The organism is Vibrio sp. qd031, assembly GCF_002100145.1.
GTDB lineage: Bacteria > Pseudomonadota > Gammaproteobacteria > Enterobacterales > Vibrionaceae > Vibrio.
The window spans coordinates 65,463-92,022 of record NZ_JXQD01000025.1; the positions used below are offsets into that span (position 1 = coordinate 65,463).

Genomic DNA, 26,560 nt, shown 5'->3' on the forward strand with positions numbered 1-26,560 from the left:
TGTTATGAAACGTGCAATTATTTTAGTTTTAGATTCGTTTGGCATCGGCGCTTCAAAAGACGCTGTCGATTTTGGCGATGTGGGTTCAGATACCATGGGCCATATTGCGAAAGCCTGTGCTGAAGGAAAAGCCGACAGTGACACGCGAAAAGGACCACTGCGTCTACCTAATTTGAGCATGCTAGGTCTTACTCTTGCGCACCAAGAATCAACAGGCAGCTATGCACTTGGTATGGATCCGGCGAGCGACATTATAGGCGCTTACGGGCATGCGGCTGAGCTGTCTTCAGGAAAAGACACGCCGTCAGGTCACTGGGAAATCGCAGGCGTACCGGTGCTATTTGACTGGGGCTACTTTAGCGACAAGCAAAATAGTTTTCCTCAACAGTTACTCGATAAAATCGTTAAGCGTGCCAATCTACCTGGGTATCTAGGGAACTGCCATGCATCCGGTACTCAAGTGTTGGATGACTTAGGCGAAGAACACATGCAAACCGGCAAACCTATTTTTTACACCTCGGCTGACTCGGTATTCCAAATTGCCTGTCATGAAGAGACTTATGGGCTGCAGAACCTATTGGACCTTTGCCACATTGTTCGTGAAGAATTGGAAGACTACAACATTGGCCGCGTAATCGCGCGTCCATTTGTTGGTGACAAAGCGGGGGCGTTTGAACGTACCGGAAACCGTCGAGATCTATCTGTTGAGCCACCTTCAGCCACTGTGCTTCAGAAGTTGGTGGATGAAAAGCAGGGTAAAGTCATTTCTATAGGTAAAATTGCCGACATCTACGCCAATTGCGGGATCACCGATAAAGTAAAAGCAACAGGGCTAGAAGCACTATTTGATGCAACGCTAGAGCAAGTTAAACACGCCGGCGATGACTCGATTGTGTTTACTAACTTTGTTGATTTTGACTCAGCTTACGGCCACCGCCGTGATGTTGCAGGGTACGCGGCAGCGCTCGAGTACTTCGATTCTCGCTTGCCGGAGATTTACGGTCTTCTAAAAGCCGATGACCTACTTATCTTAACCGCCGACCATGGTTGCGATCCTACATGGCCTGGTACTGACCATACCCGTGAGCATATCCCAGTATTGGTGTACGGTGAAAAGGTGAAAGCAGGCTCTTTAGGTCTACGCGATACTTTTGCAGACATTGGTCAATCACTGGCAAGCCATTTTGGTATCAGTGACATGGACTACGGTAAAAACTTTCTATAAAACGCTCTCAATTTAAGTAATAGCAACGGCGCTTTTGCGCCGACAAACAACAATTTAACAAGGAATATTTGAATGGCTACTCCACATATTAATGCAGAAATGGGTGATTTCGCTGACGTTGTTTTGATGCCTGGCGACCCAATTCGTGCAAAATACATCGCAGACACTTTTCTAGACGACGTCGTTCAAGTCTGTGACGTACGTAATATGTACGGTTTTACTGGTACGTACAAAGGTCGTAAGATTTCGGTCATGGGCCATGGTATGGGTATTCCATCGTGCTCTATCTATGTGACTGAGCTAATTAAAGACTTTGGCGTGAAGAAGATCATCCGCGTTGGTAGCTGCGGCGCAGTAAGCAAAGACGTAAAATTGCGTGATGTGGTTATTGGAATGGGCGCTTGTACTGACTCAAAAGTGAACCGTATCCGTTTTAAAGATCACGACTTTGCTGCGATTGCAGATTACGACATGGTGCACAATGCCGTCGAAGCCGCAAAAGCGAAAGGCATCGATGTTAAAGTGGGTAACTTGTTCTCGGCTGAGCTGTTTTACACGCCAGATCCAGACATGTTTGATGTACTTGATAAGTACGGCATCGTTGGTGTTGAAATGGAAGCCGCAGGCATCTATGGTGTTGCTGCTGAGTATGGCGCAAAAGCACTGGCAATTTGTACTGTATCGGATCACATTAAAACAGGCGAGCAAACCACTTCAGATGAGCGTGCGACAACGTTTAATGAAATGATGGAAATTGCACTAGATTCTGTTCTATTAGGCGACTAATCGCGTCCTAACCTAGACAATAAAAAGCCGAACTGGATGTATTCAGTTCGGCTTTTTTATTGTCTAGAGATATTGGTATTAATGACTGAACCAGCTGCGGATCTTTTTACGGCGGCTGCTGTGCATAAGCAGCGTCAGCGCGATCCCGCTGGCAAAGCTCAGTAGGATCATTAATGACATGTAGCGGTCGCTGTTACGGTAATGATGGTCTGAGAATGCCGTAACTCGCCCTTTTTCAAAGGTTATGCGCACGAAACCCACCACACTTTCATTGTTGTAAATGGGTTCTATCAGCTGCTGACGACCAATCGCTATTGTGCCCAATGGGCTTGTTAGTCCGGTTGCATCCATTGCATTTAGCGCATTGTCACTTGCCGCCAGTTTAACGCCTTCGGCATCGTAAATGGTGGCATCCAAAACCAAAGAGTTACTGGCCAGTTGATGGGTGAGCGTAAGTAGGCGCTCTTGCTCATTGTTAGTAATGAAATCACCGGCAGATAAAGAAGCCTGCGAGACCAGTAAATTAGAAAGAGTACTCAACTGCTTGGATTGGATAGCTTGGTTTCCGCGACTGATGACAACACTGTTGTTGACGATCACCGCAAAAGAGGCGATTACGCCAATTATAGCGATGATACGGATGACATTTCTAATAGAGAAAAGAGATTGATTCACTGGTTGCTCGCGGTCTAATCTGAAATTGCCTCTTGCCATTTTATAGTCAAGCAGGTTAACTAGCCAGAAGAGTTAAGATAAATGGGAATAAATACGCAATATGGATGGTTCATCACAACTGGCTTGTAAAAAGTCGATGCCGTTAATTCGACGCTTTCCAGAAGTCATTCGGGCAAGCCGTCATGATGTAAAGCAGTCAAACTGGGTTATCTTTGGCGAGCACCTGTCGCCGACCAACTTTGAAGATATTGAACAGCATATACGCCAAGACGTGTTTATCACGCGCGTCTGGAAAGTCGGAAAGTACGAAGTTGCTCTAATGTACGGAGAGCTTCCCGCAGCAGCTCCATCGATTGTTGATGCGTTGAAGTTAGATTGTGCCTCGCTCAGTGATCTGCCCCAATTGGATAATACCGGATTGGTTGTCTTTGATATGGACTCAACGGTCATTCAAATTGAGTGTATCGACGAAATTGCCGCGCTAGCGGGTGTTGGCGAAGAGGTTTCTGCGGTTACCGAACTTGCTATGCAAGGTGAGTTAGACTTTGAGCAAAGCCTACGCCAGCGAGTGGCTAAGTTGGAAGGTGCGGATGAATTTATCCTATCTCAAGTTCGCAAAACCTTACCTCTGATGCCCGACCTTACCGAAACCATAAACGCGTTACAGGACTTTGGGTGGAAAACAGCCATCGCCTCAGGTGGTTTCACGTACTTTTCTGATCACTTAAAAGAGCTTCTCGAACTCGATTATGCACGGTCCAACCAGCTGGAAATCAAAGACGGTAAATTAACGGGCAAGGTGCTAGGTGACATTGTGTCTGCGCAAACCAAAGCGGATATTCTAGACGAGCTAGCGGTCAAATATGATATTGACCAGCACAACACGATTGCCGTCGGTGACGGTGCGAATGATCTGGTAATGATGGATAAAGCGGGTCTTGGTGTCGCGTTTAAGGCAAAGCCCAAAGTGCGTCAGCAAGCTCAAGTTGCGATCAATCAAGCGGGACTAGGCGGGTTGATCTGTTTACTCAGTGCTGGCCTCATTAAACAACAGCGTTGGTACTAATTTAGCGCGCATACAGTGGGTGTTACCGACACGGCTAGGTCAGTTCAAGTCTAACCAGCACTTCTTCGGTAATATCCACGATCTCTCCATAGCCTATCAGCCCCGAAAACTCATTCTCAAGCGATCGTGCGTGGTGAATGGCGTCTACCGCAATCTCCTCCAATTCTCTACGTAATAGTTCGCTCATGACTTTATTCACCGGCGACGCAGAGATACGTATCGCATAAAACAAGCCGACCATTTTGGCTTTCTTCACAAAGTGGATACGGCTTTGTGCGTTATCGAAGTCTTCGAATATTTTGCTTTCGATATTAACGATATGATCGCCATTTTTTTCAACCAGCATATACACTTCATGATAGACCGGTGTGGTGTTATCTCGAGCTTTCATTGGCGAGGCCATGAGTCGGTTAGAGCGCCCTTTCAATAAGGTGTCCAGTGAAAACTTATCTTTGCTACCAAGTGCATGTAACAATTGACCAACGCGACCAAGGGGAAAGTTAGCCCCAACAGAGCGTGGACGAAGAGAATGGTCTTTTCGTTCGACAAAGTAAGGTATACAGGCAATTCTAGACAATAGTGACTGGTGTATTGATCGCAATAAATTGGGGTTTGGTAATTGCTCTTCTTTTTCGACCAGTTTGTTCTTGTTATGTGCAATTAGAGAGCGCAAGAATTTTAGACTGTTGCTCGTGTCTTTACTCTCTTGAATCGAAAAATGCATCATTTGGTAGTTGGGTTCAATTCTTACCGCGCAATAGGGCAGGTTGCTAAGGTTGATTTTTGCGTTGTATTTTTGAAGCTCTAGAAAATGTACTTCAGCGATATCGCCACATCGCTGTTCGAGTGGCTTAGCAAGCTTAACGCTCATGCCCCTGTTAGAAAAGTTGAGAGTTGTGCCACGCACCGAACCATTTTTAAAATTGAGGGTAACCGGTGTATTAAATTCGAACCTTGGCTCTTTACGTCGTGATCGCGCATCGAAATAGATCGCATTTGGTGAGCCAGTAATCTTACGACTGTGTCTAAACCGATTCAGCGCTGATGTTGGTAAGTTTGGTTTTTCGGTTAGGAGGTAATCTGAAGCCGTATCTTTGTTACTTAATTCAACCAATAACACCATATGCGTAATACTCAGCATTTCCTGCGTATGATTTGGATCGGCTTTCGCCATGCGGCTGATTTCTTCGTCCAACAATTCATATACGTGGATGCGAAAAACTTTCCAGCTGTCTTTTCGTGCACCCATGTGCCAAAACAGTTTTCGCTCTTGTATGTTGGATTCAGGTAGCATCAAAGAATAGAAGAGCTCCTTCTGCTTGTAATCGTGTTTGAACGCGTAAATGACATTGCTTGATGACCTAACTCCGTCATGGATCAAGGATTTTATACGGCTAGGGTTAAACAGACTGCCAAAGTTTTGTTGGTTACGTTCATCGTGCCAGTAACGCCAAATGGGTAAGTTGTTGTCGGTTAACATGGTGAACTTGAGTTCTGTGCCACTAAAAAACAGCGGCAAGTTAGCGCTGTTTCTTAGGTGCACATGCTCATAGCCGCCAGCTTTAACGCGAATGATCCTATCCTGCTTATCGTGCAGTGCTTTTTTGGTGGTGCCCTTGAGCAACTTACGAATGGCATGATCCATGTAGTCATTTTCAGACAGCTTTAGCAGTCTCAACCAACGAATACTGGGATTTTCTGGGCAAAGATCTACCCCTAGTACTCGGTAGTTATTTGGGGCCGCTAATTGGCGGATAGCGCAGCGCTCAGCCAGTTTGATAAAGCGAGCTTGTACGACTTCGCCTAAGTGATACGAAAATGCGCTGGGGACTTTAAGTTTAATGCCTGAATTCGAAATATCGATCGACAGGGCGTTAATTTGCTGTCCTGTGGGTAAAGTCAGCTCGACTTCTGTGGCCAAACGCATGCGTTTTTCTTGTCGCTGTAGGTCGACCCCAAAATTGACAATATCACACATGAAGTTTTCATCTTGTTCAATATCGCCAGTGCGCTTCATTTTGCCATTTTGGTGCAGGATACGAAAATTATTGTGGGTATTGATTAACGCTTCGTACACACCTTCTGTATAGCCACCGAATCGCACTATTTTTTTGTGATAGGTATTGATGGCTACATCGTCTAACCAGTGGGTTAACCCATCGAGTTGATACTCTCTGCACTCTCCATTGACTCGTCCACGTAAGTCTATCGATTTTGTGCACGTCGACATTACTCGCTTCAGCTCCATTTTAGCGAGCAATTTTAGCGAGGGTGGCTCTCCTTCGGTTAGGCTGTCTATAAGCTGTTCAAAATCGGCAGCGTGATAGGCGGGAATAAGCTGCTCGACCAGTGATATTACTTCCGCTTGATTCATTTAATGGCTAAAGAGTGTTTTTCTTATTACAAGGTATCGGTATAGTTTAATGAATCTTTAACTTTATAGAACGATTGCCCTTAAAAAGTGTGAAGGTAAGGGTAATTCAGTCTGGTAAATTAACGATTCTCAATGTAATGAGTAATTGGCTATCCAGATTAACAGACTTAGGTATAACAATGGCTAAAGCAAAGCGCGCGTATGTGTGCAACGATTGTGGTGCGGATTTCCCCCGTTGGCAAGGGCAATGTAATGCGTGTGGTAGTTGGAACACCATCTCCGAAGTGCGCCTAGCGGCTTCACCTGCTGCAGCACGAAATGAACGGATTATGGGGTATGCAGGAAGCGGCGAGTCAGAGGTTCAGCTATTGGCCGATATTGATCTGCAGGAAGTCCCACGATTTGGCTCGAGTTTTACAGAGTTTGATCGTGTATTGGGGGGGGGGATTGTTCCAGGCGCAGCCATACTTATAGGTGGTAATCCAGGGGCGGGTAAGTCGACGCTGCTACTTCAAACTATGTGCCGACTATCGGCAAATATGCCTACCTTGTACGTCACCGGAGAAGAGTCACTGCAGCAAGTTGCGATGCGCGCTTCTCGTTTGGGCTTACCCAAAGATAACTTGAAAATGCTGTCTGAAACCAATGTGGACCGAATTTGTCAGGTTGCAGAGAAAGAGCAACCCAAAATTATGGTAATCGACTCTATTCAGGTGATGCATGTGGGTGATGTGCAGTCGTCACCGGGTACGGTCGCACAAGTGAGGGAGTCGGCGACTGCGTTAACTCGTTATGCTAAACAAAATAACGTGGCTGTTTTTATCGTAGGGCACGTGACCAAAGATGGCTCACTTGCAGGGCCTAAAGTGCTAGAACACATTATTGACTGCTCCGTTCTTCTTGATGGCGGAGCCGACACACGATTTAGAACCATGCGAAGTCACAAAAATCGATTTGGCGCGGTTAACGAGCTAGGTGTTTTTGCAATGACCGGCGAAGGGTTAAAAGAGGTCAGCAACCCATCGGCCATCTTTCTGTCTCGTGGCGAAGAAGACACCTCAGGCAGTTCGGTTATGGTGGTCTGGGAAGGAACTCGACCTCTGCTGGTCGAAATTCAAGCCCTAGTGGATTATTCACAGCTGGCCAACCCACGGCGAGTGTCCGTTGGTTTGGATCAAAACCGATTGTCCCTCCTACTAGCCGTGTTGCACAAGCATGGTGGACTTCAAATGGCGGATCAGGATGTATTTGTCAATGTGGTTGGCGGCGTCAAAGTGACTGAAACTAGCGCAGACTTGGCATTGATCTTGGCTCTGCTTTCAAGTTTTAAAGATCGTATATTGCCAAAGGATGTTGTGGTCTTTGGTGAAGTTGGACTTGCGGGTGAAATTCGACCAGTACCAAGTGGCCAAGAGCGCCTTATGGAAGCTAAAAAACATGGCTTCACTCGGGCCATCGTCCCGTCGAAAAACTTGCCCAAGGGGGGAATCGATGGCATGCAAGTTTTTGGTGTAAATAAACTTTCCGAAGCCATTTCTGCTTTCGATGATTTGTAATAAAACCAACGTTGTATCTGCTTTGGTTGTAATTGTAACAAAATTGTGAGCGGTACGGCATATTACGGGTACGCTTAATGATTTGTGTTTCATTCGCCCTGTAGAATCTAACGAGCTGCCTAGGCTCGAAAAAGTGAAGGCGAATGAGAGATAAAAAACAACACCGATGGTTCGATTCAACGTTGTGGGTGCTAGGCTTGGTCTTGGCGCTTGTCGTTGTGCCGCGCTTTTGCCTTGCCACTGGCCACGCTATTGAACAAGACCTTACGTGGTTTCAATTCGATTATCCTATCGAAGACAGTAAAGGGTATGTCAGCCAAAATGTCGACTCGCGCAAACCAATCCTGATCGCACAGCCAAAGCTTACTGGTGGACATTACTTGTCGGTCCTCTCCTTTACCGTGCCAGCTTTAGATTGGTATGTAATTGATTTTTCTGGGTCTACTTTGATAGGACAGTTTCATCATCAGATTTTAGACTCGGAAGGCAAGAATGTTGCGGTTTTCTCAGGCGGTATTTTAGACTCTACACCCAACCCTATGATGCTACGACATGGACGCAGACTCATTCTTCAACCGGGTGATTATCAGCTTTTTACTCAACAACAATCTCAGTTTAACATTGCTACACCAACCCCATTTATCATGCTCGAAGTGGATTATTTAGCGGATATTAAAAGAGGGAATGCAATCACGCTGGTTGGCCTGGGTATTCTTGCCGGTCTCGGTATGTTGTATTTGATTCTGGGGCTATATCGACTGCGCAAAACCGACTTTGCGTATGCGGTGTTCATCTTAGGAAATCTATTATTTAATGCGTCCAGTCTTTTGGTGTTCTCTGACTTGTTTGGGGTGCACTGGTTTACCGGGGCGAGCCTGCCCATTTGTATTTCAAATATGGCCTATGTGTATTTTGTGATGCGACTGCTTGGCATTCAATCTCACAACAAGCCACTCTTATATAAAAGCGGCTACGCGATTATTGGGCTCTATGTGATTGTATTGTTGGTGGGGCTGATCGCGCCTAATTGGCAGAACGAGATGAATCGAGTAGGAGTAGGCGTGTTCCTAGGGTTTGGCGTTATTTGTGGGATTTCGCAGTTCCGTAGTGGTGTCTCCATCGCGAAGTTTTATTTGCTCGCCAATCTTGGTTTTGTGCTGCTTGGCACTATTGCCATTTCCAATAACGGTTTGCAAGGTCAGCCAACCCTGTATATGAGTCACGTTGGTCTACTCGGAGTCACTATTGAAGTGGTGCTACTCTCTTTTGTCTTAGCGTACCAGATGCATTTGACTGGTCGTGAGAAAGCTTCTGCAGTCAAGGCAGCGCAGCAATCTCTGGCACTAGCACAAACAGACGAGCTTACCCAGCTAGAAAATCGTAGAGCCATGGATACCGCATTGTGTGACGCTCTAGAGTCGGTTGGGTTTGCGTACTTAGATTTAGATGGTCTTAAGCAATGTAACGACTTAAAAGGGCACTCGTTTGGCGATCAGTTGTTGATCACGTTCTCGCGTGTGTTGACTCAAGAGCTTAAGGGAGAAGGCCGTTTGTTTCGCATTGGCGGTGATGAATTTGGTCTGCTGTTTGACGCTCAATCAACAGGAGTGATTAAGGCTGCCATTTACTCGACAGAGCAGAGGCTTAAAAAAGAGCTTTATCAACCGTTTGGGATAAGTTTTGGCATCGCTCTAAGAGAAGACTATTCGTCGGTTTATCGTATGGTAGAAGTGGCTGACCAAAAAATGTATAAGCATAAAACCGCGCGTCGAGTCGCTCGCTCTCACGCCGCACATCCGCCTCCGGAAGAGAACACGCCTTCAAGCACTAACGCAGTTTCGTAGCGTCAATCGCTGTAAAACTTCTTGCCGAGCTCACCAGCGATGGTTAGAGTGGCACTGAGCTAATTTTCATCTACTATTAACTTCTGACCTTTCCATAGACAACTATGGTCAAACAAGGTGGGAGTTTAAGCTAGTTCGAGTTTGCAAATCGCTGTTAGCTCAGTCTTTATGCGGGTTTCGAATTATTTTTTTTCCTAGCGCGTTAAGGGGTATCAGTCTTGACGGATTGTGGTATACTCTGCGCGCATTTTATATCCTATTAACAGAGTAAAACGATGACTGATTTATCAAAATACAGAAACATTGGTATTTTCGCGCACGTTGATGCGGGTAAAACCACGACGACTGAGCGTATCCTAAAGCTTACCGGCCAAATCCACAAAACTGGTGAAGTACATGATGGTGAATCAACTACTGACTTCATGGAACAGGAAGCTGAGCGCGGTATTACTATCCAATCAGCAGCAGTAAGCTGTTTTTGGAATGACCATCGTCTAAACGTTATCGATACTCCTGGACACGTTGACTTCACAGTTGAAGTATACCGTTCTCTAAAAGTTCTTGATGGCGGCATCGGCGTATTCTGTGGTTCTGGTGGTGTTGAGCCTCAATCAGAAACTAACTGGCGTTACGCTAACGAATCAGAAGTATCTCGTCTGATCTTCGTTAACAAACTAGACCGTATGGGCGCTGACTTCTACAACGTAGTTGATCAAGTGAAAAACGTACTAGGTGCTACGCCACTAGTAATGGTTCTACCAATCGGCCGCGAAGATGACTTCGTAGGTGTTGTAGACCTACTTTCTCGTAAAGCATACGTTTGGGATGACTCTGGTCTTCCTGAAAACTACGAAATTCAAGATGTTCCAGCGGACATGGTTGACGAAGTAGAGCAATACCGTGAAGAGCTAATCGAAACTGCCGTTGAACAAGACGACGAACTAATGATGGCTTACATGGAAGGTGAAGAGCCTTCTATCGAAGACATCAAACGTTGTATCCGTACCGGTACTCGTGACCTAGCATTCTTCCCAACTTACTGTGGTTCTGCGTTTAAAAACAAAGGCGTACAGTTAGTTCTTGATGCAGTAGTTGACTACCTACCAGCTCCAACAGAAGTTGATCCTCAACCTCTAATGGACGAAGAAGGTAACGAAACTGGCGAACACGCTATCGTTTCTGCTGACGAAACATTTAAAGCGCTTGCATTCAAAATTATGGATGACCGCTTCGGTGCACTAACTTTCGTTCGTATTTACTCTGGTAAATTGAACAAAGGTGACACCATCCTGAACTCATTCACAGGTAAAACTGAGCGTGTTGGCCGTATGGTTGAGATGCAAGCCGATGACCGTAAAGAACTGACTAGCGCACAAGCTGGTGACATCATTGCGATCGTTGGTATGAAGAATGTTCAGACTGGTCACACTCTATGTGATCCTAAAGACCAAGTAACTCTAGAGCCAATGGTATTCCCAACTCCAGTAATCTCGATTGCTGTAGCGCCAAAAGACAAAGGCGGTTCTGAGAAAATGGGTGTTGCGATTGGTAAAATGGTTGCAGAAGATCCATCTTTCCAAGTTGAGTCTGACGACGAAACTGGCGAAACCATCCTTAAAGGTATGGGTGAGCTTCACCTAGACATTAAAGTTGACATCCTTAAGCGTACTTACGGTGTTGACCTAACTGTTGGTGCTCCTCAAGTTGCTTACCGTGAAACTATCACGCAAGCCGTTGAAGATAGCTACACGCACAAGAAGCAGTCTGGTGGTTCTGGTCAGTTTGGTAAGATCGATTACCGCATCAAGCCAGGTGAACCAGGTTCAGGTTTCGTATTCTCATCAACCGTTGTTGGTGGTAACGTACCTAAAGAATTCTGGCCTGCAGTAGAAAAAGGCTTCAAATCAATGATGGAAGAGGGTGTTCTTGCAGGATTCCCAGTTCTTGACGTTGAAATTGAACTGTTCGACGGTGGCTTCCACGCAGTCGATTCATCTGCAATCGCATTTGAAATCGCAGCGAAAGGCGCATTCCGTCAGTCTATCCCTAAAGCGGGTGCACAGCTTCTTGAGCCTATCATGAAAGTTGACGTGTTCACTCCAGACGATCACGTTGGTGATGTTATCGGTGACCTTAACCGTCGTCGTGGCATGATCAAAGATCAGCAAGCGGGTGTTACTGGTGTTCGTATTAAAGCTGACGTACCTCTTTCAGAGATGTTCGGCTACATTGGTCACCTACGTACAATCACTTCTGGTCGTGGTCAGTTCTCTATGGAGTTCAGCCACTACGCAGCATGTCCACAAAACGTTGCTGAAGAAGTTATTGCTAAAGTTAAAGAAGAGAAAGCTAAGTAATTTAGCGGTCACTTCCTGACTTAGAGAGCCCAGCCATTTGGCTGGGCTTTTTTTTTGGCTAAATTTTTTCTAAACTTTCTCATTAGTTAGAAAGTATGGGGTACGGTTATTAGGTAAGCTAAGGCGTTTCTAAATTATGGATGATGTAAGGATTTAGGTATGCATAGCCGGAGCTTGGCGTTCAAAGGGGTTGTAGCCACCGGGTTAGTAATTTTGCTCGCAAGTTGTGGTGGCGATGACACTGCAGCTTCTGGCGGCTTGCTACCAGAAAAGGGCGAGTCCACAGTCAACAGTACCAGTATCGATCTAGTCATTTCAGATGATAGGCTTGAGCCAATTATCAAGCTTGAGCCCATAGTGGCTATTAGTGAACTACCTTCGCACGTTAACGCACTTTTTAAAGTGGTCGATGACGATTTGAATCCAGTCACCGGCTTGGCTGAAAAGCACACTGACCTTTGGAAAGATCACTTTAGCATCTCTTACGAAGATGACTCTCCAATGGATGTTGAGTCTTACACTACGATTCAACCTGCTACCAATTTGCAATTACCGACTACTATCGCTATCGATATTTCATCCAGTGTCAGCAATGATGACTTTATTGCATCGGTCACAGGGGTAAGAGATGCGCTTATAGACACCTCTGGTGCTGAGCCTACAAGTCGCCTTTTAGATGAGCAGGCTGTATCCATAATTGTATTTGACTCGACCGTGACTCATTACCCCGCAACAGGGATTACTCGCGATCCAGTGCAGATAAAGGCAATATTTGATGAGCTACTAGAAAGTGACTATCGAAACCTTAGAGATTCTAATAACAGTACCGCACTTTACAAAGCTGCCAAAGAGGGACTTTCGACCACGCTAAATCTGTTTTCACCGACAGATACGCCTTTAGGAACGTTAATCGTTATATCTGACGGTAACGCAAACTCAAATTTAGTTACTCTCGATGAAGTGATTAGTGATAGAGATTCTACAAAACAACGCGTGTTTACATTGTCTAGTCAAACCGAACGTTTAGAGTGGTTTGATATTGCGAGCGCCCCAGAAAATGAAATAGAAGTAGCAAACCTCTCTGAAGTCAGCGAGGTTGTAAGTGATATTATCTCCGGTCTATCTACCTCATTAGACGGCTATTATGTACTAAAACACTCCACTGCATCACAATCCGGAAGCCAAAAGTTAATTTTGGAATATGAAGATAGCATTGGTAACCTGTATCAAATGGATTACGAATACGATACAGGATCGTTCACAGGCTCGGTAATCTTGCTCTCAATGGATGTGGAAAAACAGACGTTGAAAGAAGCAGGGTTTGACCCATTCGCATTAACCGCGACAGCCTATCCATACTTTAATGTTTTAGACCCTGATCTGCAGCTAGATTGGTATTTAGATGGTATTGAAATTGATAGCTCAGTAAATGAGGTTGATATTGATATCAATACTCACGGGGTTTATAAACTGCAAGTGGTTAGCGATCGAGAAACGGACACCACGCTCGATGATGTTCAAGCTACTTCTTGGTTTTCGGTGGCTCCTTATGAAATTAGTTCTATCAATTACTTTGGCCTTTGGGATTTGAAGTTAGAGACTGCCGAGCAATCTATTAGTCACGTTTGGAGTGCAAAACCTTACCTCGCTGATGGTCAACAAAAGCTTGATGACGATGATCAACCAATCACTTGTGACTTTGATCCATCAACTCAAGCATTTACGTTATGTGAGTGCTCCTTTACTGGAAGTGAACGTAATGTATTGATGTTTATGAGTGATGATATTCAGTCTTGTGTTGTTGAAGCGGTAGATAGTACGAATGGTGACTTACTTGGTGCAACTTACGCTGAGGTGAAACCTTTTGTCATGGAATATACATTGACCGCTTACTATATTCGCTCGTCACTAGACCAAGCGATTAGTTTTGAGGTGGGTTCTAGTGATCCCCACCAACTGTCTGAACAGTGGCAAGTAGTATCCGCAGAAGGGTCATGGCACGAAAAAATGGGCAGTTATGTCCTAAAATCTCAGTCAATTGGTCATGGCCAGCAGAGCACAATTAAGTTTATGGCGAGTTTTTCTACGATAGGATTTGATTTTTTAACTCGTTCAGAAGAAGGTTATGACTTCCTAGAGCTTTACATTGATGGTGAGCGAGTATTTTGGTACTCGGGGATTATGAGTGAATGGCGCTCAACTGACCAAATTGTGGTGCCATTTGGCTTGCATAGTGTTGAAATTAAATACAAAAAAGACGCAACCAAATCACATTCATCTGATGCTGTCTACATTGATAACATCGTCTATCTGTAGAGAATGGATATGTACATTAAAGGATTGATAAATGAACAAATCGTATAAATTGCTCGCTCTTTGCCTTGTAGCACTGTTTACTCATTGTGCTCAAGCAAGCGTCGATGACACTCAAGGCTGGAATTTAGGTGTTGGTGCTGCTATGTCGTATCATCAATACGGATCTGACATTGATGATACGCTTTATAACGCCCATGTGAGTGCTGGGTATAGATTCAACTCTTACTTAGGCATTGAGGCACGTATTGGTAAAGGTTTCACCGACATTGAGCTGCCCGCTTACGAGAGGATAGTTGAGCAGGGGCTGTTTTATTCTGGGTATTTGAAAGCGATGTATCCATTATCTTCGGGTTTCACTCCTTACCTCTTGGTCGGTGCGCAAAATAGCGAAATAGAGATCGATCCTGTTTCGACTTCTGATACTAGTTTGAGCTACGGAGTAGGTCTGAGTTATCGATTACAAGCAAAAACCGTTGCAGTAGATCTAGGGTTGGAGGCGTTGAATGCATTTCAACATGGTGACTTGGACTACGATGTGTGGGATTTTGGTGTGAAGATTGGCTATCAATTTTAATATAGGAGTTAGGTAGCATCAGTTTTTGCTGCTAATAACAAAGGGAGGCTAGCCTCCCTTTGTATTATCTATCAAATGGAAAAATCAGTTTACTCTTCCCAAACTACAACTTTATCTTTTGGCCAATTGACGCCAACATCGTGATATTTCTTCTCTAGAATATGGCGTTTAATTTTCAGTGTTGGAGTTAAGATACCGTTCTCTATGCTCCAAGGCTCTTTGATCATCAGCACGCCTTTAATTTTTTCGTGTGACTCAAGCTGTTCGTTCATTTTCTTCAGTACTTTTTCAGCTGAACGTTGATAACGTGCCTTATCAAAGTCAGGGAACTCGTGCGGTACGACTAATAGTATTGGCGCGGGCATCCCAAGCCCTACTAAGCAAAGCATTTCAACCCTAGCGTACTCGACCAGCTTCTTCTCAATAGGAACAGGTGCTACAAATTTGCCTTTGGCGGTTTTAAATGTGTCTTTTTTGCGTCCCTGAATGGTGAGATACCCGTCAGAGTCGATTGAACCAATATCACCAGTATGCAACCAACCCTCAGAATTAAAGCTCTCTTGAGTAGCTTCATCATTCTTGTAATACCCTGCAAACAACCCTTGACTGCGAACCAAAATTTCTTGATCTTCACTCGCTATTTTTAGTTCAATGCCAGGACCAGCATTGCCTACAGTACCAATCTTGTCCGCGCGGAACGGGTAGTTGAGCGTGCTATAAGCAAATGTCTCCGTCATGCCCCATGCTTCGGTAATATTAAGCCCAATAGAGTGGTACCATTCTAATAGCGCTGGAGACACTGGTGCAGACCCACAACCTAGCACTCGGCCTTGGTCGAGTCCCAGTCCATCAATGATTTTTTTACGCACAATATTATTGAGTACAGGGATCTTCAATAAAATATTGAGTCGAGATTGAGGCATTTTGTCTTGAATACGCTGTTGAAACAGAGTCCAAAGACGCGGTACGGAAATAAACAGCGTAGGTCGCTGCATTTTGACGTCTTCAATGAAGGTGTCTAGCGACTCCGGAAACGCTGTTTCTAATCCGGCGGATATTGATGAGCCGAATATGTAGACACGCTCAGTGATATGAGCAAGTGGCAGATAAGAGAACAAACGGTCATCTTGTCTAAGTCCAATATGGCTTGCTAGATTTGCACATGACCAATTAAACCCACCATAGGTAAGCATTGCGCCCTTAGGTACCCCCGATGTGCCGGAAGTATAGACGAGCGACATCAGCTTTTCATCGTAGTGCTGCACGCGATCAGTTAGAGGTTCAGTTGACTGAATGAGAGCTGTAAATTCGTGGTCGCACGGCGGTGCGGAGTCGTAAGGGAAGGATATGGTGATCAAGCCATCTACTTTAGCCGCCGCTTCAGCCGTCGGCGTGCTGTCGTCCAACTTACCCGCTATTAGTACCTTACTTTCACTGTGCTCAATACAATAAGCGATAGTATCCGAGCCCGCCGTCGGAAAAATGGGCACACTTACAAAATCACCCAGCATCAATGCTAAGTCGGTAATAAACCATTCAGCGCAGTTTTTAGAAACAAAAGCCACCTTATCGCCAGGATGAACGCCCAGTTCACGTAAGGCATTAGCAAAGCGAAGTGCCATGTCTGCTACTTGCGCAAAGGTATAAGTCGTAAACTTCCGATTGATGATTTGCTTGAGGTAAATGTCGTTCGGGCGCTGTTCAGCCCATTTCAAGATCAGTTCATTGGGTGGTGTATGAGTGCATGGTCCGTTTATTTCTAAGTTGGGCTTCACGTTATTGTCCATATTCCGGTCATCCTTCCAGCTTATAAGTCGCCGATTGTTATTGTTAATTTGTTGTTAAATTGTTGATCGCCTAGAGCAAATAGTCAATCTAAACACCTGTTAGAATGTCTGAAATTTGAGCTTAACTCTCGTAGTCCCAAAGGGGTAGTCCAATTTTTAGTCCTCATTATGGGTGATATAACCTCTATGACTAAATATACCACTTGACATGACAATGCTGCATAAAAACGCACTATTTATGCTAAATGTCATGTGTTTGTTAGTCCTGAGGTTTATTTGTGTCAAATGGTTAACGCGCCATGGAAATGTTTACATGCTAGCAATGCTAAAAACGTCTCAATTGTGATACGTTTTACATCAAGTTTACAGTATCTTGCATGTTGCAATACTTAGTAATTAAATTTACGCTTGCCGTTGGTTTCTAATCTTAAAGTTTAAAATGAGACCAATTTTTTAACATCAAGGAGTGAATAAAATGTTTTTGAAAACTATTACTAAAGCACAGGCTGCGCTACAACAATTTAAGAATGACGAGCGCGGTGTAACTGCGATTGAATACGCGATTATTGCTGTAGCGATTGCAGCGATTGTTTATTCTGTATTTGGTGGTGACGGCACAAGTGGTCTAGCTGGTGCGCTAAACTCAGCTATGTCTAGCATTGTCTCTACGGTGACTCCATAACACCCTAGAGCCAGCATCAAATAAAATGAAGTTGTTATTTTTGTTCCTAATAACCTACTTCTTGTTTAGCGTTGCTATTAGTGATTGGTTGAAAAGGACCATCTCGAATAGCACGCTATCCGTCTTATTTCTCGCAGTCATTGGTCTTAGATATGGCCAGGAAATTTACCTAGTACAAGCTTTGATGACATTAGCTGCGGGTATTTTGGTATGGCGTCTAGGAGGGATCGGAGCTGGTGACATAAAACTGGCTTCAATACTGGCGCTAGCCATTTCCCCCGTATTTGCTTGGGACCTCATACTGGTGGCTGCAGCCATAACACTATTATTGGTTATACTTCTTTTAATTGTGGATAAGTTGTTATTAAACAACTATTTAGAAAAAGGTGTGCCAATGGGAATCCCAATAAGTATTTCCGGTTTAGCTGGAATAATTGCCACATTGGGCTAGGAGTTTAAGGATGAGTTCCAGAATAGTATTACCTGCTGCACTAATTGCAGTTGGAGCTGGCATGTACGGCTTTTCTCAAGACTATTTAGCGAAGCAGCAGCAAACTCATGCTACGCCTGTTTTGCAGGTTGAAAAAGAAGAACCTATTAATATGGTGGCAGTTTGGGTGGCGAATGAAAGCCTTACCCCTCGAACCCCTATGTCTACAGCGCTCTTTGAGCTTGTGTCTGTTCCGGAAAATGAAGCCATTTCAAAAGGGATCGACCCTTCAGATGTTATCAATATATCGGACTCATGGATCCTTAGTCAGCCAGTTGAAAAAGGACAGTGGTTGACAACAGCTATGTATGTAACGCCAAGTTCTGAAGATTACCTTGATTTCGCGCTAGGTCAGGAAAAAGTACCTTTCCCTATGATTGTTAAAGGGAGTAGTGTTATTGGTGGTTCGGTTAAATCTGGTGGTCTTGTAGATATTATAGCGTTAACTAAACAAAACAAGAGTGAAGGAGCCTACCGGGTTAATTCGGTCAATATTCAACCAATACTCGCAGCAAAAAAAGTCCTAAAAGTGGAATCTGATGATGGCGTATTTAACTCAACAGATGATGTAACGGTAGTATTAGAGCTTAGTAGAAAAGAGGTTGCTACGTTAATCATTGCAAAATCAGTGGCGTCTTTAGAGTTGCATAAATCAGCAGGTATAGAACAAGCTGCACTTCTTCAAGCCAACTCAGGCGATGTATTACCCCAATTTAAAGCAATAGCAGAGTATCGCGGAAGTAGCCTCACGGTGCGATGAGAGAATAAAATGGAACTAAAAACTTACAAGGATTGTTGCGCCAAGTTTTGCTTGTCATTACTTGCGTTTTTATTCGTATCTGCCACACATGCCGCTAGTTTGATAAATATAGGTGTAGGTGATGCGCATTACGTATCGACCAAGAGAGATATTGGTTCGGTTTTTATCTCAGATCCCAGTATTGCTGACTACCATATCATTCAGAAAGATAAGATCATATTTTACGGGAAAAAAGTAGGTACCACCACCTTGCTAGTTTTCGATGATGAAGGTGGAACCATTCTGAGTAACAAGCTCGTCGTCAACAAAAGTCTGGTACACATTCAGCAACAGCTCCAAATTCAATATCCAGATAGTGAAGTCTCTGTAAGTAATTTGGGTGATCAGGTGGTGCTAACCGGAACTGTTGCAACAGAACAAATAAAAGATGAAATACACTTGATGGTTGGTGAATTACTTGGCAAAGAGGGTGTCTTTATTTCGAATGGATTAATTCGAACGTACCGCTTCCCGGGAGTCGTTAATAACGTCAAAGTAGTGACTACAAAACAAGTTAATGTACGTCTAACCGTTGCAGAAGTATCCCATACCTTTATGGAAGACTTTGGTGTTCAAATAGGTACAACCTCACCTGGCGTTTTTGTTGATCAATTGATTAATTTTAGCGCGGATGATATCTCAACAATCATTACAGCTGTCAATAATGACAATGTTGCACAGGTTTTGGCAGAACCCAATATGAGTGTTATATCGGGACAAAGCGCTAGTTTTCTTGCGGGTGGTGAGATTCCAGTTGTGACAGTATCGGATGGCGGAACCAACGTTATTTATAAAGAGTATGGTGTAAGGTTGCAGCTACAGGCACAGGTACTACAAGATGATAAAATCGTATTATCACTGGCACCAGAAGTCAGCTCTATAGATAACCAATATCAAGATGGTACTTACGATCTCCCTTCTTTAACTAGTCGTAAGGTTGATACTACGATAGAACTTGGTGATGGGCAAAGTTTTGTTTTAGGTGGATTATTGAATTCACAAGATAAAGAAAGTTTGCAAAAAATCCCCTATATCGGAGACATACCTATTTTAGGTGCGATGTTTAGAAATACCTCTACAGAAAGAATTAAGACTGAATTGATCATTGTCGCCACAGTGAACTTAGTGGAACCGGTGGAGGCCAATACCATTCAGCTTCCAACTATGAAAAAGACCAATAATTTAGCCCGCTTTTTTGCTATTGAACAGGAATACCCCACAGCCATTCGCCGCTGGAGTGAGCAAGTACTGTCTAAAGGAGGGTTTAAGCGATGAGCCTATACAATAAAATATTGGCAATTTTCGTTTCTATATCTTTAGCCGCTTGTGCCGATACTCTTGGTGACAGGCAATCTGTTGCGATTGATGTTGTGCCTCTTAAACATAGTTACTCGGTAGAAATCAAAAAACTGGATGAAGCACTGTCTGAAGTGACAGAGTATATCGAAAGTAATTGGGATACATTAGCTCAAGCAGAAATAGAGTTGGTTATGCTTACTGACTCAGGCTCCAAGATCGAAAAGCATGTAAGAAAGTTGCTAAGAAAGAAAGGTAAGGATCCTCTACAAGTAACCAGTGTAAATGGTTTAGAGGATAGTGATTTTGACTTTCGATTGATTAGTACAGACTACAGAGTGTTTACTCCCATTTGTGATTACTATCAAATTGGCAAAATAGGTGACACGGCAACAGGATGCTTTGTTGAAGGTGCAAGATGGCAGTCTATGACCAACCCAAATAAAATGGTTAAGTAAAAGGAATTCGCATGCTCGATCTAGCCTCCATATTAAAACAGGAAACAAGCTCTGGTAATGCAATTAAAGAGCAGAAGGGCTTTGTTTGCCTTTTCCAGACTACCGAATGCAAAGAATTGATTACTGAAGCGAGTAACTTTGAAGGTGAAATCCCACCTCGTTTTATAGAGCTAAAAAAAGAATCATTTAAACAATTTTCGAATCCAGAAGCGATTGAAGTTATTGCTATTGAGCTCAATGAGTCGAACGATGTCTCTGCTGATGCTGAAAAGTATAGCCACCATATACCGAATAGTGCTTCGGTGGTGATTATAGGTAAAGAAGACTCTATTAGTACTATTCGTAACCTAAAGGCTCTAGGATTCTACTATCTTTTTTGGCCAGTAACTAAACAAGAGTTGATAGATTTTTTAAAGTCAGTTAAAGAGAATAGACAGCGCTCAGCTGGCATCAGTAAGTCTAGAAAAGCTAAACAAATTTCTTTTATAGGCTGTAAAGGTGGTGTCGGAACTACATTACTTTGTGCCGAAACAGCAAGTCTATTTGCACTAGAAAAAAACATGTCTAGTGTTGTTGTGGATAATGCGTATCAAGGCGGCAATATCGATATTATGCTGGGTTACGAAAAATTTGAAAAGAGGGACATCAGGCCAGGTTCGATGGCAGTTAATCTAGATGAGACCTCTGCCCAAGCCTTGCTACGAAAACAACATCCAACCCTATCCGTTCTATCTCTGACTTCTAGTGATATTGAAAATACAGATCTAAAGGACTATACCAAGACAGTTGCAGGCTATGTCTCACAAGGCAGTAATTTTGTGTTCGAAGATATATCTTCGAATGCATCAATGATCTACTCAAATCAGGATCTAGTTGAAATATCGGATTGTATTATTTTGGTGTTTTCTGCCACAGTTGCGGCACTTAGAGACGCTGCTAAGATTAAAAAGAAATTAGATTCAGCTATCGACGAAGGAAGTAGTAAACGAATTTTAACTGTTCTCAATCATAATCAGCCTGAAGCCAATGCGTCGATAAACTTAGAAGATATCGAAAAGTTTTTGAACTGCAAAGTCGATATTGAGGTTCCATTTGTGAAAAAACTAGATCAGCAAATTCTATCTGGTAAAAAATTGATTAATCAAAACAACAAAGCTAGTAAAGCAATACGTCAACTGAGCGCTTTAATATTAGGTGAAGAAAAGAAAAAACGCTTTTTTTCATTTGGTTAAGGTTGTTTTATGGAAGGTGCAAAAGAGATCTATCGCGGAATTCGAGATCAAATTTTCAAAGCAATTGAGCCTGAAGTAATTAATCAACTGACAGGTGATGAACTCTCTAAGCAGCTATTGAATGCGATCGAGGTCGTGATCGAGCAACAACAGCTAGCATTACCAAATATCATTAAGCAAGATTTCGTTAAGAGTTTAGTCGATGAGTTGCAGGGCTTAGGCCCGTTACAACAACTTATGGACGATGAGTCTATATCCGATATTATGATTAATGGTAGCGAACAAGTATATATTGAGCGCAACGGCAAGGTAGAGATAGCGGAAGTAAATTTTGTCGATGAAAAGCAATTAGTCGATATTGCCAAGCGAATGGCGTCACGCGTGGGCAGGCGGGTCGATGAGTCTTCTCCACTATGTGATGCGAGACTGGCCGATGGCAGCCGAGTCAATATTGTAATCCCACCGATTGCGATAGACGGTACTTCAATTTCAATTCGAAAGTTTAAAAAGCAAAGCATTGGACTAGAAGAGTTGACTGGATTTGGCGCTATGAGTAATGAAATGGCTCAACTGCTCGCTATTGCTTCACGTTGTCGGCTCAATATTTTGATCTCTGGCGGTACTGGTTCAGGTAAAACGACCATGTTGAATGCACTGTCTAGACACATATCGAATGGAGAACGAATTGTCACCATAGAGGACGCGGCAGAACTTAAAATGCAACAACCTCACGTAGTTCGATTGGAAACTAGGAAAGCTGGTATAGAAAATACAGGCGAAATTCACCAGCGAGATTTGGTGATAAATGCGCTGCGTATGCGCCCTGATAGAATTATTATTGGTGAGTGTCGTGGTAGTGAAGCATTTGAAATGCTCCAGGCTATGAATACAGGTCATGACGGTTCAATGTCCACACTCCACGCAAACACCCCTAGGGATGCGCTTGCCCGTGTCGAATCGATGGTTATGATGGCGACAAGCAACCTACCTTTAGAGGCTATTCGTCGGACCATCGTGAGTGCCGTTGATATAATTGTGCAAATTAGTCGCTTACACGATGGAAGTCGTAAGGTAATGAGTATTACTGAAGTGGTTGGATTGGAGGGTTCTAATGTCGTTATGGAAGAGATATTTCGCTTTGAACCACGTTCTTCCGACAATCCTAGTGTCGTAAATGGAGAGTTTTTAACAGCTGGATTGATGCAACGCTCCGCGCTAGTTGAAAAAGCAAAGTTTTTTGGGCTGGAAAAACAGTTGGATTCGTTGTTTTATAAGGGGCAATAGAATGTGGTATTTGTGGCTAATAGTAGTAGGAACGGGTGTTGTTGTTTTTCAAATAGCACAACAGCGTAAACACTCTAAATATAAATACTTAAAAACGACTAATGCCACACGTCATGTCAGCAGTCTTGCCCACGCAAACCAAGCTGTTGATTTATTAGCACTGACAGAAAAATCCCGATGGCAAAAAATCAAAAGTCGTTTTGCTAATATCAATAAACAAATAGGAAATTTCGCCCTAGTTAAAGTGACTGTTGCGATTGTCGTGTTGGCAATTGTAGCACAGCTTATCAATGACAGCTTTTTAAGAGTATCTCCTATTATAATCATAATAATAGTTGAGATATTAGGGTTGACCTATGGCTTTTTATGGCTACAGAAGCGCGAAGAAAAACAATTCGAGGAATCTTTTCCTGACGCTCTAAATATGCTAGCTAGTGCTGTATCTGCAGGTGAAAGTATTATGCATGCGATAGGATACGTAGGTAAAAATCTTGAGGGAAACGTAGGCAAAGAGTTTAATTTAATGTATGAAAGACTTCGAATTGGCGAGACGCCAGATGAAGTCTTCCGGAAAGCTTGCGATCGTTTACCTTATGCCTCATTTCAATTTTTTATCATTACATTGCGAGCAAATATAAGTCGCGGTGGTCAATTGAAAGATGTGATAAATCGAATTAATAGAGTCATGTTCGACGCTAGAGCGATTGAAAAGAAAAAGTACGCGTTAACTTCTGAAGCGCGAATGTCTGCAAAAATCGTAGGCTCAATTCCTTTTCTCTTTTTGATATTCATGCAGTTCATGAGTTCTGAAAACTACGAGTTCGTCATGTTTAATGACAGAGGTCGGCCAATTCTATATTACATGCTGATTAGTGAATTTATTGGTATGGTCATAATTTGGAAACTAATGAGGAATGCGACGTAATGGAACGTATTATCCTTTTCATTGATAGCTTACCGATAATATATTTAGTTATTATAGTGTCTGCATGGCTCGTTATCATTGGTATCGCCACGTTTGTTTATTCAGCTTTAAATGAGTCGAAAAGAAAGAGAACACTATCAAAATATGGCATGCAAAAAGCTGAAGAGTCGAAGAGTTCTGAAAAGGGTTTAGATCTAATAGTTTCAATTAATGAATACCTGAGTCGAGTTTTGTCAACTTCAGATGAAGAAATCAAAGAGAAGCTTGGCTCTGCAGGTATATATAGTGATAATTTTTATAAACTTTATATACCCATAAAGTATGGATTGTTGTTGTTTTCCGTTCTGGGTGTCTACTTAGCAAAGGGTTGGTTGGGTCTTACGCTGCAACAGGCTGTTGTAACGGGGCTCATTTTAGTCGTTGTGATATTACTAGGCCCAGATTTTTACGTAGACTCTAGAATAAAATCAATGCAAAAAAAGCTATCAGATCAACTGCCTTACCTAATCGATATGATGGGGATATGTGTTCAAACTGGAATGACGATAGAAGCATCCATCTCTTACCTAGCACAAGAGATGAAGGGGTTTGATGAAGATATTGCAGCAATATTAGCGAAAACATCAGACAAAGCCCGTGTAATTGGACTAGAGGGTGCGCTCGAAGATCTATACAAAAGAGTACCTACGCCAGAGTTTAGAAGCTTTGTGATGACGCTCAATCAGAGCTTGCAATACGGGTCGTCAATATCACAAGTATTAACAAATTTAGCCATGGATATTCGAGAGGTACAAATGTTAACACTTGAAGAACGAATTGGTTCCCTGTCGGCGAAAATGTCTATTCCTCTTATCTTATTTATTATGATCCCGATAGTTATATTAATCACAGCGCCAGGAATCATGAGGTTAATGGGATGAGTCTTTATAAATTAATAATCACTTACGCGCTTGCAGTATGTTCTATTGCCTGTACCTCTACCGTTTCAACGGATAATCAGATTAGTGAGCTCTCTTACGATAGACAAGAGGAAGTGTATAAAAATACTTACGAATATACTAAGCTTGTTAATCTATATAAAGAAAGATTAATAGAAAACGACCTTATTGACACTCGATTGAAACTTATAGAAACATACATAGCTATGAATGATATAGAGTCGGCAGAGTTTTCTCTAAATATGCTTGGCTCATCGTCTAACTATCAAAGTCAGATTGATTATTTGTATGCACAAGTAAACTATGAAAAGTCTTATTATGGAACAGCCGCTATATATGCTAAGTCTGCGATTGAAAGGCGCGGTAATTTTGAGCAGGCAGAAAATTTACTAGGCCTAATCTATGCCACGCTAGGTGACTATGAACAGGCTAAGCATTACTTCTATTTGGCTAGGCAGCATCTTGCCGACGATGTGAAGATTAAAAATAATCTTGCTGTTGTTGATATATTAGAAGGTAATTATCAACAGGCAGCATATAGATTGGAGCCATTAATAGTTAATGGGATTAGGGATGAGCAGGTTATTTCTAATCTTGCCTTAGTTTATGCTAAAACTGATAATTTTGAATCTTTCACTGCGCTTCACTTTGATTCTGGTGTTTCTGTGGAAGAGCTACAACAAGCATTCTATGCACTTAAGTCTGTCGAATCCCATTCTGGTAAGAAAGAAGGGGACAGACTAAATGGCGCTAAGCCAGAGTTGGAGGTCTCGCTATGATTAAGAGAAAGTCACAAAGCGGTGTAGTAACGCTAGAATTTGCTACAGGCTTTCTAATTTTCTGGTTAATGATTGTCGCTTGGTTAGAGGTGGCGTATGTCTCATACGTAACCTCAATCAATGATTTAGCCATAAATGAAGCTGCGTTAACCGCAAAAAAGAACTCTCAAGACTATTTAACTACCTACGGTAATGTTCTTAAAGAAAATGACAGTATTTGGAGTGGTTTTATCGATCCATCTAAAGTTATTTATACGGTTACTTATAAAAAAGGACTGACAGAATTGTCTCAATCTAGTGAGAAATGTTTGCCAGAACTCGACGAAAATGGTGTTTATAAAACATTTACTGAAACATGTGGTAGTTCTGCTTCAGGAAGTGCACTTGCTGTTTATTACATGAGTTATGAGTTTGACGGAGTATTCAGTCGATTTTTTAATAATCGATGGGCGACAGCTAGAGAAATTATCGTGGTACAAGAATATGAAAGGGATCAATTTGTATTTTAAAACTAAAAGCACACAGCGGGGCGCATTTCTAGTAGAGTTTGCAATAATGCTACCCGTTTTAGCCACGCTATTTTTATTTACCATGGACGTAATGTTTAAGGTTTCAACCAAGGGTAAGCTCGATAGGTTGTCTTATTCTGCAGTTTCGATACTTAAAGAACGGACACAGTTCTTTCAAGAGCGAGAAAAGTTTAAATGGGTAGATGGCAATCAAGTATCGGATGGTTATTATGATTTAAAAGTAATGACAGATGAAGATGCAGATTTAGTCTACTCAATTAGTAAAGACTCTATGGATAGAACCATGGGAGACTTTGATGTGGCTAATTTAGGTATGATTTTAGAAGCGCAGAACTATACAGTTAACGCTGATGGGACGACGACGATAGATAATGTAACGACCTTTAATCGTGGGCAAATTGAGTGCAACTTATCTCAAAGGTTGCAAGAGTTAGAGCCAAGCTTAAGAATCAAAACTAGCTGGGGACGCAACGCCAATTTGTACCGAGTTTCAGTATGCTACGAAACGGAAAATTATGTAGCAGGCGTACTGGGGAATGGCTTTACTCACGTTACCTCTAGCTCTGTCATGGTAGGACGATAGTAAG

23 protein-coding genes are annotated in these 26,560 nt (G+C 42.8%); 20 read left to right on the plus strand and 3 right to left on the minus strand.

The annotated features are described in order from the left end of the window. The first annotated feature begins 4 nt into the window (after positions 1–4). Positions 5–1,225 carry a phosphopentomutase gene (gene deoB, locus ST37_RS12275; RefSeq protein ID WP_084886797.1) on the plus strand — a complete coding sequence of 407 codons (1,221 nt, stop codon included), beginning with the start codon at positions 5–7 and terminating at the stop codon, positions 1,223–1,225. Positions 1,226–1,297: 72 nt separating this feature from the next. Next, complete coding sequence (deoD, locus tag ST37_RS12280) at positions 1,298–2,011, plus strand: purine-nucleoside phosphorylase (protein WP_084886799.1); 714 nt, start codon at positions 1,298–1,300, stop codon at positions 2,009–2,011. Positions 2,012–2,089: 78 nt separating this feature from the next. On the opposite strand, the gene ST37_RS12285 is transcribed toward deoD, so the two are convergent. Next, the gene (locus tag ST37_RS12285; RefSeq protein WP_084888110.1) at positions 2,090–2,686 is read right to left on the minus strand and encodes an AhpA/YtjB family protein; all 597 of its coding nucleotides are present in this window, start codon (positions 2,684–2,686) and stop codon (positions 2,090–2,092) included. Between the two features lie 136 nt (positions 2,687–2,822). Between ST37_RS12285 and serB the strand changes: the two genes are divergently transcribed. Further along, positions 2,823–3,752 carry a phosphoserine phosphatase gene (serB, locus tag ST37_RS12290; RefSeq protein ID WP_242426320.1) on the plus strand — a complete coding sequence of 310 codons (930 nt, stop codon included), beginning with the start codon at positions 2,823–2,825 and terminating at the stop codon, positions 3,750–3,752. 34 nt (positions 3,753–3,786) lie between these two features. On the opposite strand, the gene ST37_RS12295 is transcribed toward serB, so the two are convergent. Next, positions 3,787–6,126, minus strand: coding sequence for a PilZ domain-containing protein (locus ST37_RS12295; RefSeq protein WP_084886803.1), 2,340 nt, complete (start codon positions 6,124–6,126; stop codon positions 3,787–3,789). A gap of 179 nt (positions 6,127–6,305) precedes the next feature. Here ST37_RS12295 and radA point away from each other — a divergent pair, with 179 nt between their 5' ends. The 5 genes from radA to ST37_RS12320 all read left to right on the plus strand — a co-directional run bounded on the left by radA (position 6,306) and on the right by ST37_RS12320 (position 14,773). Next, on the plus strand, positions 6,306–7,682 hold the full coding sequence (radA, locus tag ST37_RS12300) for a DNA repair protein RadA (protein WP_084886805.1): 1,377 nt from the start codon (positions 6,306–6,308) through the stop codon (positions 7,680–7,682). A 143-nt stretch (positions 7,683–7,825) separates the two neighbouring features. Beyond that, positions 7,826–9,526, plus strand: a complete 1,701-nt coding sequence (locus ST37_RS12305) for a diguanylate cyclase (protein ID WP_084886807.1) — start codon at positions 7,826–7,828, stop codon at positions 9,524–9,526. A gap of 275 nt (positions 9,527–9,801) precedes the next feature. After that, complete coding sequence (gene fusA / locus ST37_RS12310; protein WP_084886809.1) at positions 9,802–11,883, plus strand: elongation factor G; 2,082 nt, start codon at positions 9,802–9,804, stop codon at positions 11,881–11,883. Between the two features lie 159 nt (positions 11,884–12,042). Then, positions 12,043–14,199 carry a vWA domain-containing protein gene (locus tag ST37_RS12315; protein WP_084886811.1) on the plus strand — a complete coding sequence of 719 codons (2,157 nt, stop codon included), beginning with the start codon at positions 12,043–12,045 and terminating at the stop codon, positions 14,197–14,199. Positions 14,200–14,230: 31 nt separating this feature from the next. Beyond that, entirely contained in the window at positions 14,231–14,773 is a 543-nt protein-coding gene (locus ST37_RS12320) for a porin family protein (protein ID WP_084886813.1), read from the plus strand. Between the two features lie 89 nt (positions 14,774–14,862). On the opposite strand, the gene ST37_RS12325 is transcribed toward ST37_RS12320, so the two are convergent. Continuing rightward, positions 14,863–16,560: an AMP-binding protein gene (locus tag ST37_RS12325; protein WP_084886815.1), complete on the minus strand. Its 1,698-nt coding sequence runs from the start codon at positions 16,558–16,560 to the stop codon at positions 14,863–14,865. 475 nt (positions 16,561–17,035) lie between these two features. Between ST37_RS12325 and ST37_RS12330 the strand changes: the two genes are divergently transcribed. From ST37_RS12330 to tadF, 12 genes are read left to right on the plus strand one after another with little or no spacing between them, the layout of a single operon-like run. Continuing rightward, positions 17,036–17,242 carry a Flp family type IVb pilin gene (locus tag ST37_RS12330; protein WP_084886817.1) on the plus strand — a complete coding sequence of 69 codons (207 nt, stop codon included), beginning with the start codon at positions 17,036–17,038 and terminating at the stop codon, positions 17,240–17,242. Positions 17,243–17,267: 25 nt separating this feature from the next. After that, the gene (locus ST37_RS12335) at positions 17,268–17,693 is read left to right on the plus strand and encodes a prepilin peptidase (RefSeq protein ID WP_084886819.1); all 426 of its coding nucleotides are present in this window, start codon (positions 17,268–17,270) and stop codon (positions 17,691–17,693) included. Between the two features lie 10 nt (positions 17,694–17,703). After that, positions 17,704–18,492, plus strand: a complete 789-nt coding sequence (cpaB, locus tag ST37_RS12340) for a Flp pilus assembly protein CpaB (protein ID WP_084886821.1) — start codon at positions 17,704–17,706, stop codon at positions 18,490–18,492. Between the two features lie 9 nt (positions 18,493–18,501). Continuing rightward, entirely contained in the window at positions 18,502–19,806 is a 1,305-nt protein-coding gene (locus tag ST37_RS12345) for a pilus assembly protein N-terminal domain-containing protein (RefSeq protein WP_084886823.1), read from the plus strand. Next, positions 19,803–20,285: a hypothetical protein gene (locus ST37_RS12350; RefSeq protein ID WP_084886825.1), complete on the plus strand. Its 483-nt coding sequence runs from the start codon at positions 19,803–19,805 to the stop codon at positions 20,283–20,285. The genes ST37_RS12345 and ST37_RS12350 overlap by 4 nt, the downstream gene beginning before the upstream one ends. Before the next feature lie 11 nt (positions 20,286–20,296). Beyond that, a complete protein-coding gene (locus tag ST37_RS12355; RefSeq protein ID WP_084886827.1) occupies positions 20,297–21,517 on the plus strand; it encodes a type II secretion system protein Z in 1,221 nt (406 codons plus the stop codon). Positions 21,518–21,526: 9 nt separating this feature from the next. Further along, on the plus strand, positions 21,527–22,801 hold the full coding sequence (locus ST37_RS12360) for a CpaF family protein (RefSeq protein ID WP_084886829.1): 1,275 nt from the start codon (positions 21,527–21,529) through the stop codon (positions 22,799–22,801). Position 22,802: 1 nt separating this feature from the next. Beyond that, a complete protein-coding gene (locus tag ST37_RS12365) occupies positions 22,803–23,726 on the plus strand; it encodes a type II secretion system F family protein (protein ID WP_084886831.1) in 924 nt (307 codons plus the stop codon). Further along, positions 23,726–24,646 carry a type II secretion system F family protein gene (locus ST37_RS12370; RefSeq protein ID WP_084886833.1) on the plus strand — a complete coding sequence of 307 codons (921 nt, stop codon included), beginning with the start codon at positions 23,726–23,728 and terminating at the stop codon, positions 24,644–24,646. Before ST37_RS12365 ends, ST37_RS12370 begins: the two co-directional genes overlap by 1 nt. Continuing rightward, positions 24,643–25,443 (plus strand): hypothetical protein, encoded by an 801-nt coding sequence (locus ST37_RS12375; protein WP_084886835.1) that lies wholly within the window; start codon positions 24,643–24,645, stop codon positions 25,441–25,443. The genes ST37_RS12370 and ST37_RS12375 overlap by 4 nt, the downstream gene beginning before the upstream one ends. Next, positions 25,440–25,952 (plus strand): TadE family protein, encoded by a 513-nt coding sequence (locus ST37_RS12380; RefSeq protein ID WP_084886836.1) that lies wholly within the window; start codon positions 25,440–25,442, stop codon positions 25,950–25,952. The genes ST37_RS12375 and ST37_RS12380 overlap by 4 nt, the downstream gene beginning before the upstream one ends. Continuing rightward, positions 25,927–26,556 (plus strand): tight adherence pilus pseudopilin TadF, encoded by a 630-nt coding sequence (gene tadF, locus ST37_RS12385; RefSeq protein WP_172400995.1) that lies wholly within the window; start codon positions 25,927–25,929, stop codon positions 26,554–26,556. The genes ST37_RS12380 and tadF overlap by 26 nt, the downstream gene beginning before the upstream one ends. Positions 26,557–26,560: the final 4 nt, after the last annotated feature.

Bases quoted from the DNA above. Each gene is read 5' to 3' on its own strand.
- serB (WP_242426320.1), top strand. From the start codon at position 2,823: ATGCCGTTAATTCGACGCTTTCCAGAAGTCATTCGGGCAAGCCGTCAT.
- ST37_RS12305 (WP_084886807.1), top strand. From the start codon at position 7,826: ATGAGAGATAAAAAACAACACCGATGGTTCGATTCAACGTTGTGGGTG.
- deoB (WP_084886797.1), top strand. From the start codon at position 5: ATGAAACGTGCAATTATTTTAGTTTTAGATTCGTTTGGCATCGGCGCT.
- ST37_RS12330 (WP_084886817.1), top strand. From the start codon at position 17,036: ATGTTTTTGAAAACTATTACTAAAGCACAGGCTGCGCTACAACAATTT.
- ST37_RS12315 (WP_084886811.1), top strand. From the start codon at position 12,043: ATGCATAGCCGGAGCTTGGCGTTCAAAGGGGTTGTAGCCACCGGGTTA.
- cpaB (WP_084886821.1), top strand. From the start codon at position 17,704: ATGAGTTCCAGAATAGTATTACCTGCTGCACTAATTGCAGTTGGAGCT.
- ST37_RS12360 (WP_084886829.1), top strand. From the start codon at position 21,527: ATGGAAGGTGCAAAAGAGATCTATCGCGGAATTCGAGATCAAATTTTC.
- ST37_RS12295 (WP_084886803.1), bottom strand. From the start codon at position 6,126: ATGAATCAAGCGGAAGTAATATCACTGGTCGAGCAGCTTATTCCCGCC.
- ST37_RS12365 (WP_084886831.1), top strand. From the start codon at position 22,803: ATGTGGTATTTGTGGCTAATAGTAGTAGGAACGGGTGTTGTTGTTTTT.
- ST37_RS12320 (WP_084886813.1), top strand. From the start codon at position 14,231: ATGAACAAATCGTATAAATTGCTCGCTCTTTGCCTTGTAGCACTGTTT.
- ST37_RS12370 (WP_084886833.1), top strand. From the start codon at position 23,726: ATGGAACGTATTATCCTTTTCATTGATAGCTTACCGATAATATATTTA.
- ST37_RS12355 (WP_084886827.1), top strand. From the start codon at position 20,297: ATGCTCGATCTAGCCTCCATATTAAAACAGGAAACAAGCTCTGGTAAT.
- ST37_RS12345 (WP_084886823.1), top strand. From the start codon at position 18,502: ATGGAACTAAAAACTTACAAGGATTGTTGCGCCAAGTTTTGCTTGTCA.
- ST37_RS12380 (WP_084886836.1), top strand. From the start codon at position 25,440: ATGATTAAGAGAAAGTCACAAAGCGGTGTAGTAACGCTAGAATTTGCT.
- radA (WP_084886805.1), top strand. From the start codon at position 6,306: ATGGCTAAAGCAAAGCGCGCGTATGTGTGCAACGATTGTGGTGCGGAT.
- ST37_RS12325 (WP_084886815.1), bottom strand. From the start codon at position 16,560: ATGGACAATAACGTGAAGCCCAACTTAGAAATAAACGGACCATGCACT.
- ST37_RS12375 (WP_084886835.1), top strand. From the start codon at position 24,643: ATGAGTCTTTATAAATTAATAATCACTTACGCGCTTGCAGTATGTTCT.
- tadF (WP_172400995.1), top strand. From the start codon at position 25,927: ATGAAAGGGATCAATTTGTATTTTAAAACTAAAAGCACACAGCGGGGC.
- deoD (WP_084886799.1), top strand. From the start codon at position 1,298: ATGGCTACTCCACATATTAATGCAGAAATGGGTGATTTCGCTGACGTT.
- ST37_RS12335 (WP_084886819.1), top strand. From the start codon at position 17,268: ATGAAGTTGTTATTTTTGTTCCTAATAACCTACTTCTTGTTTAGCGTT.
- fusA (WP_084886809.1), top strand. From the start codon at position 9,802: ATGACTGATTTATCAAAATACAGAAACATTGGTATTTTCGCGCACGTT.
- ST37_RS12350 (WP_084886825.1), top strand. From the start codon at position 19,803: ATGAGCCTATACAATAAAATATTGGCAATTTTCGTTTCTATATCTTTA.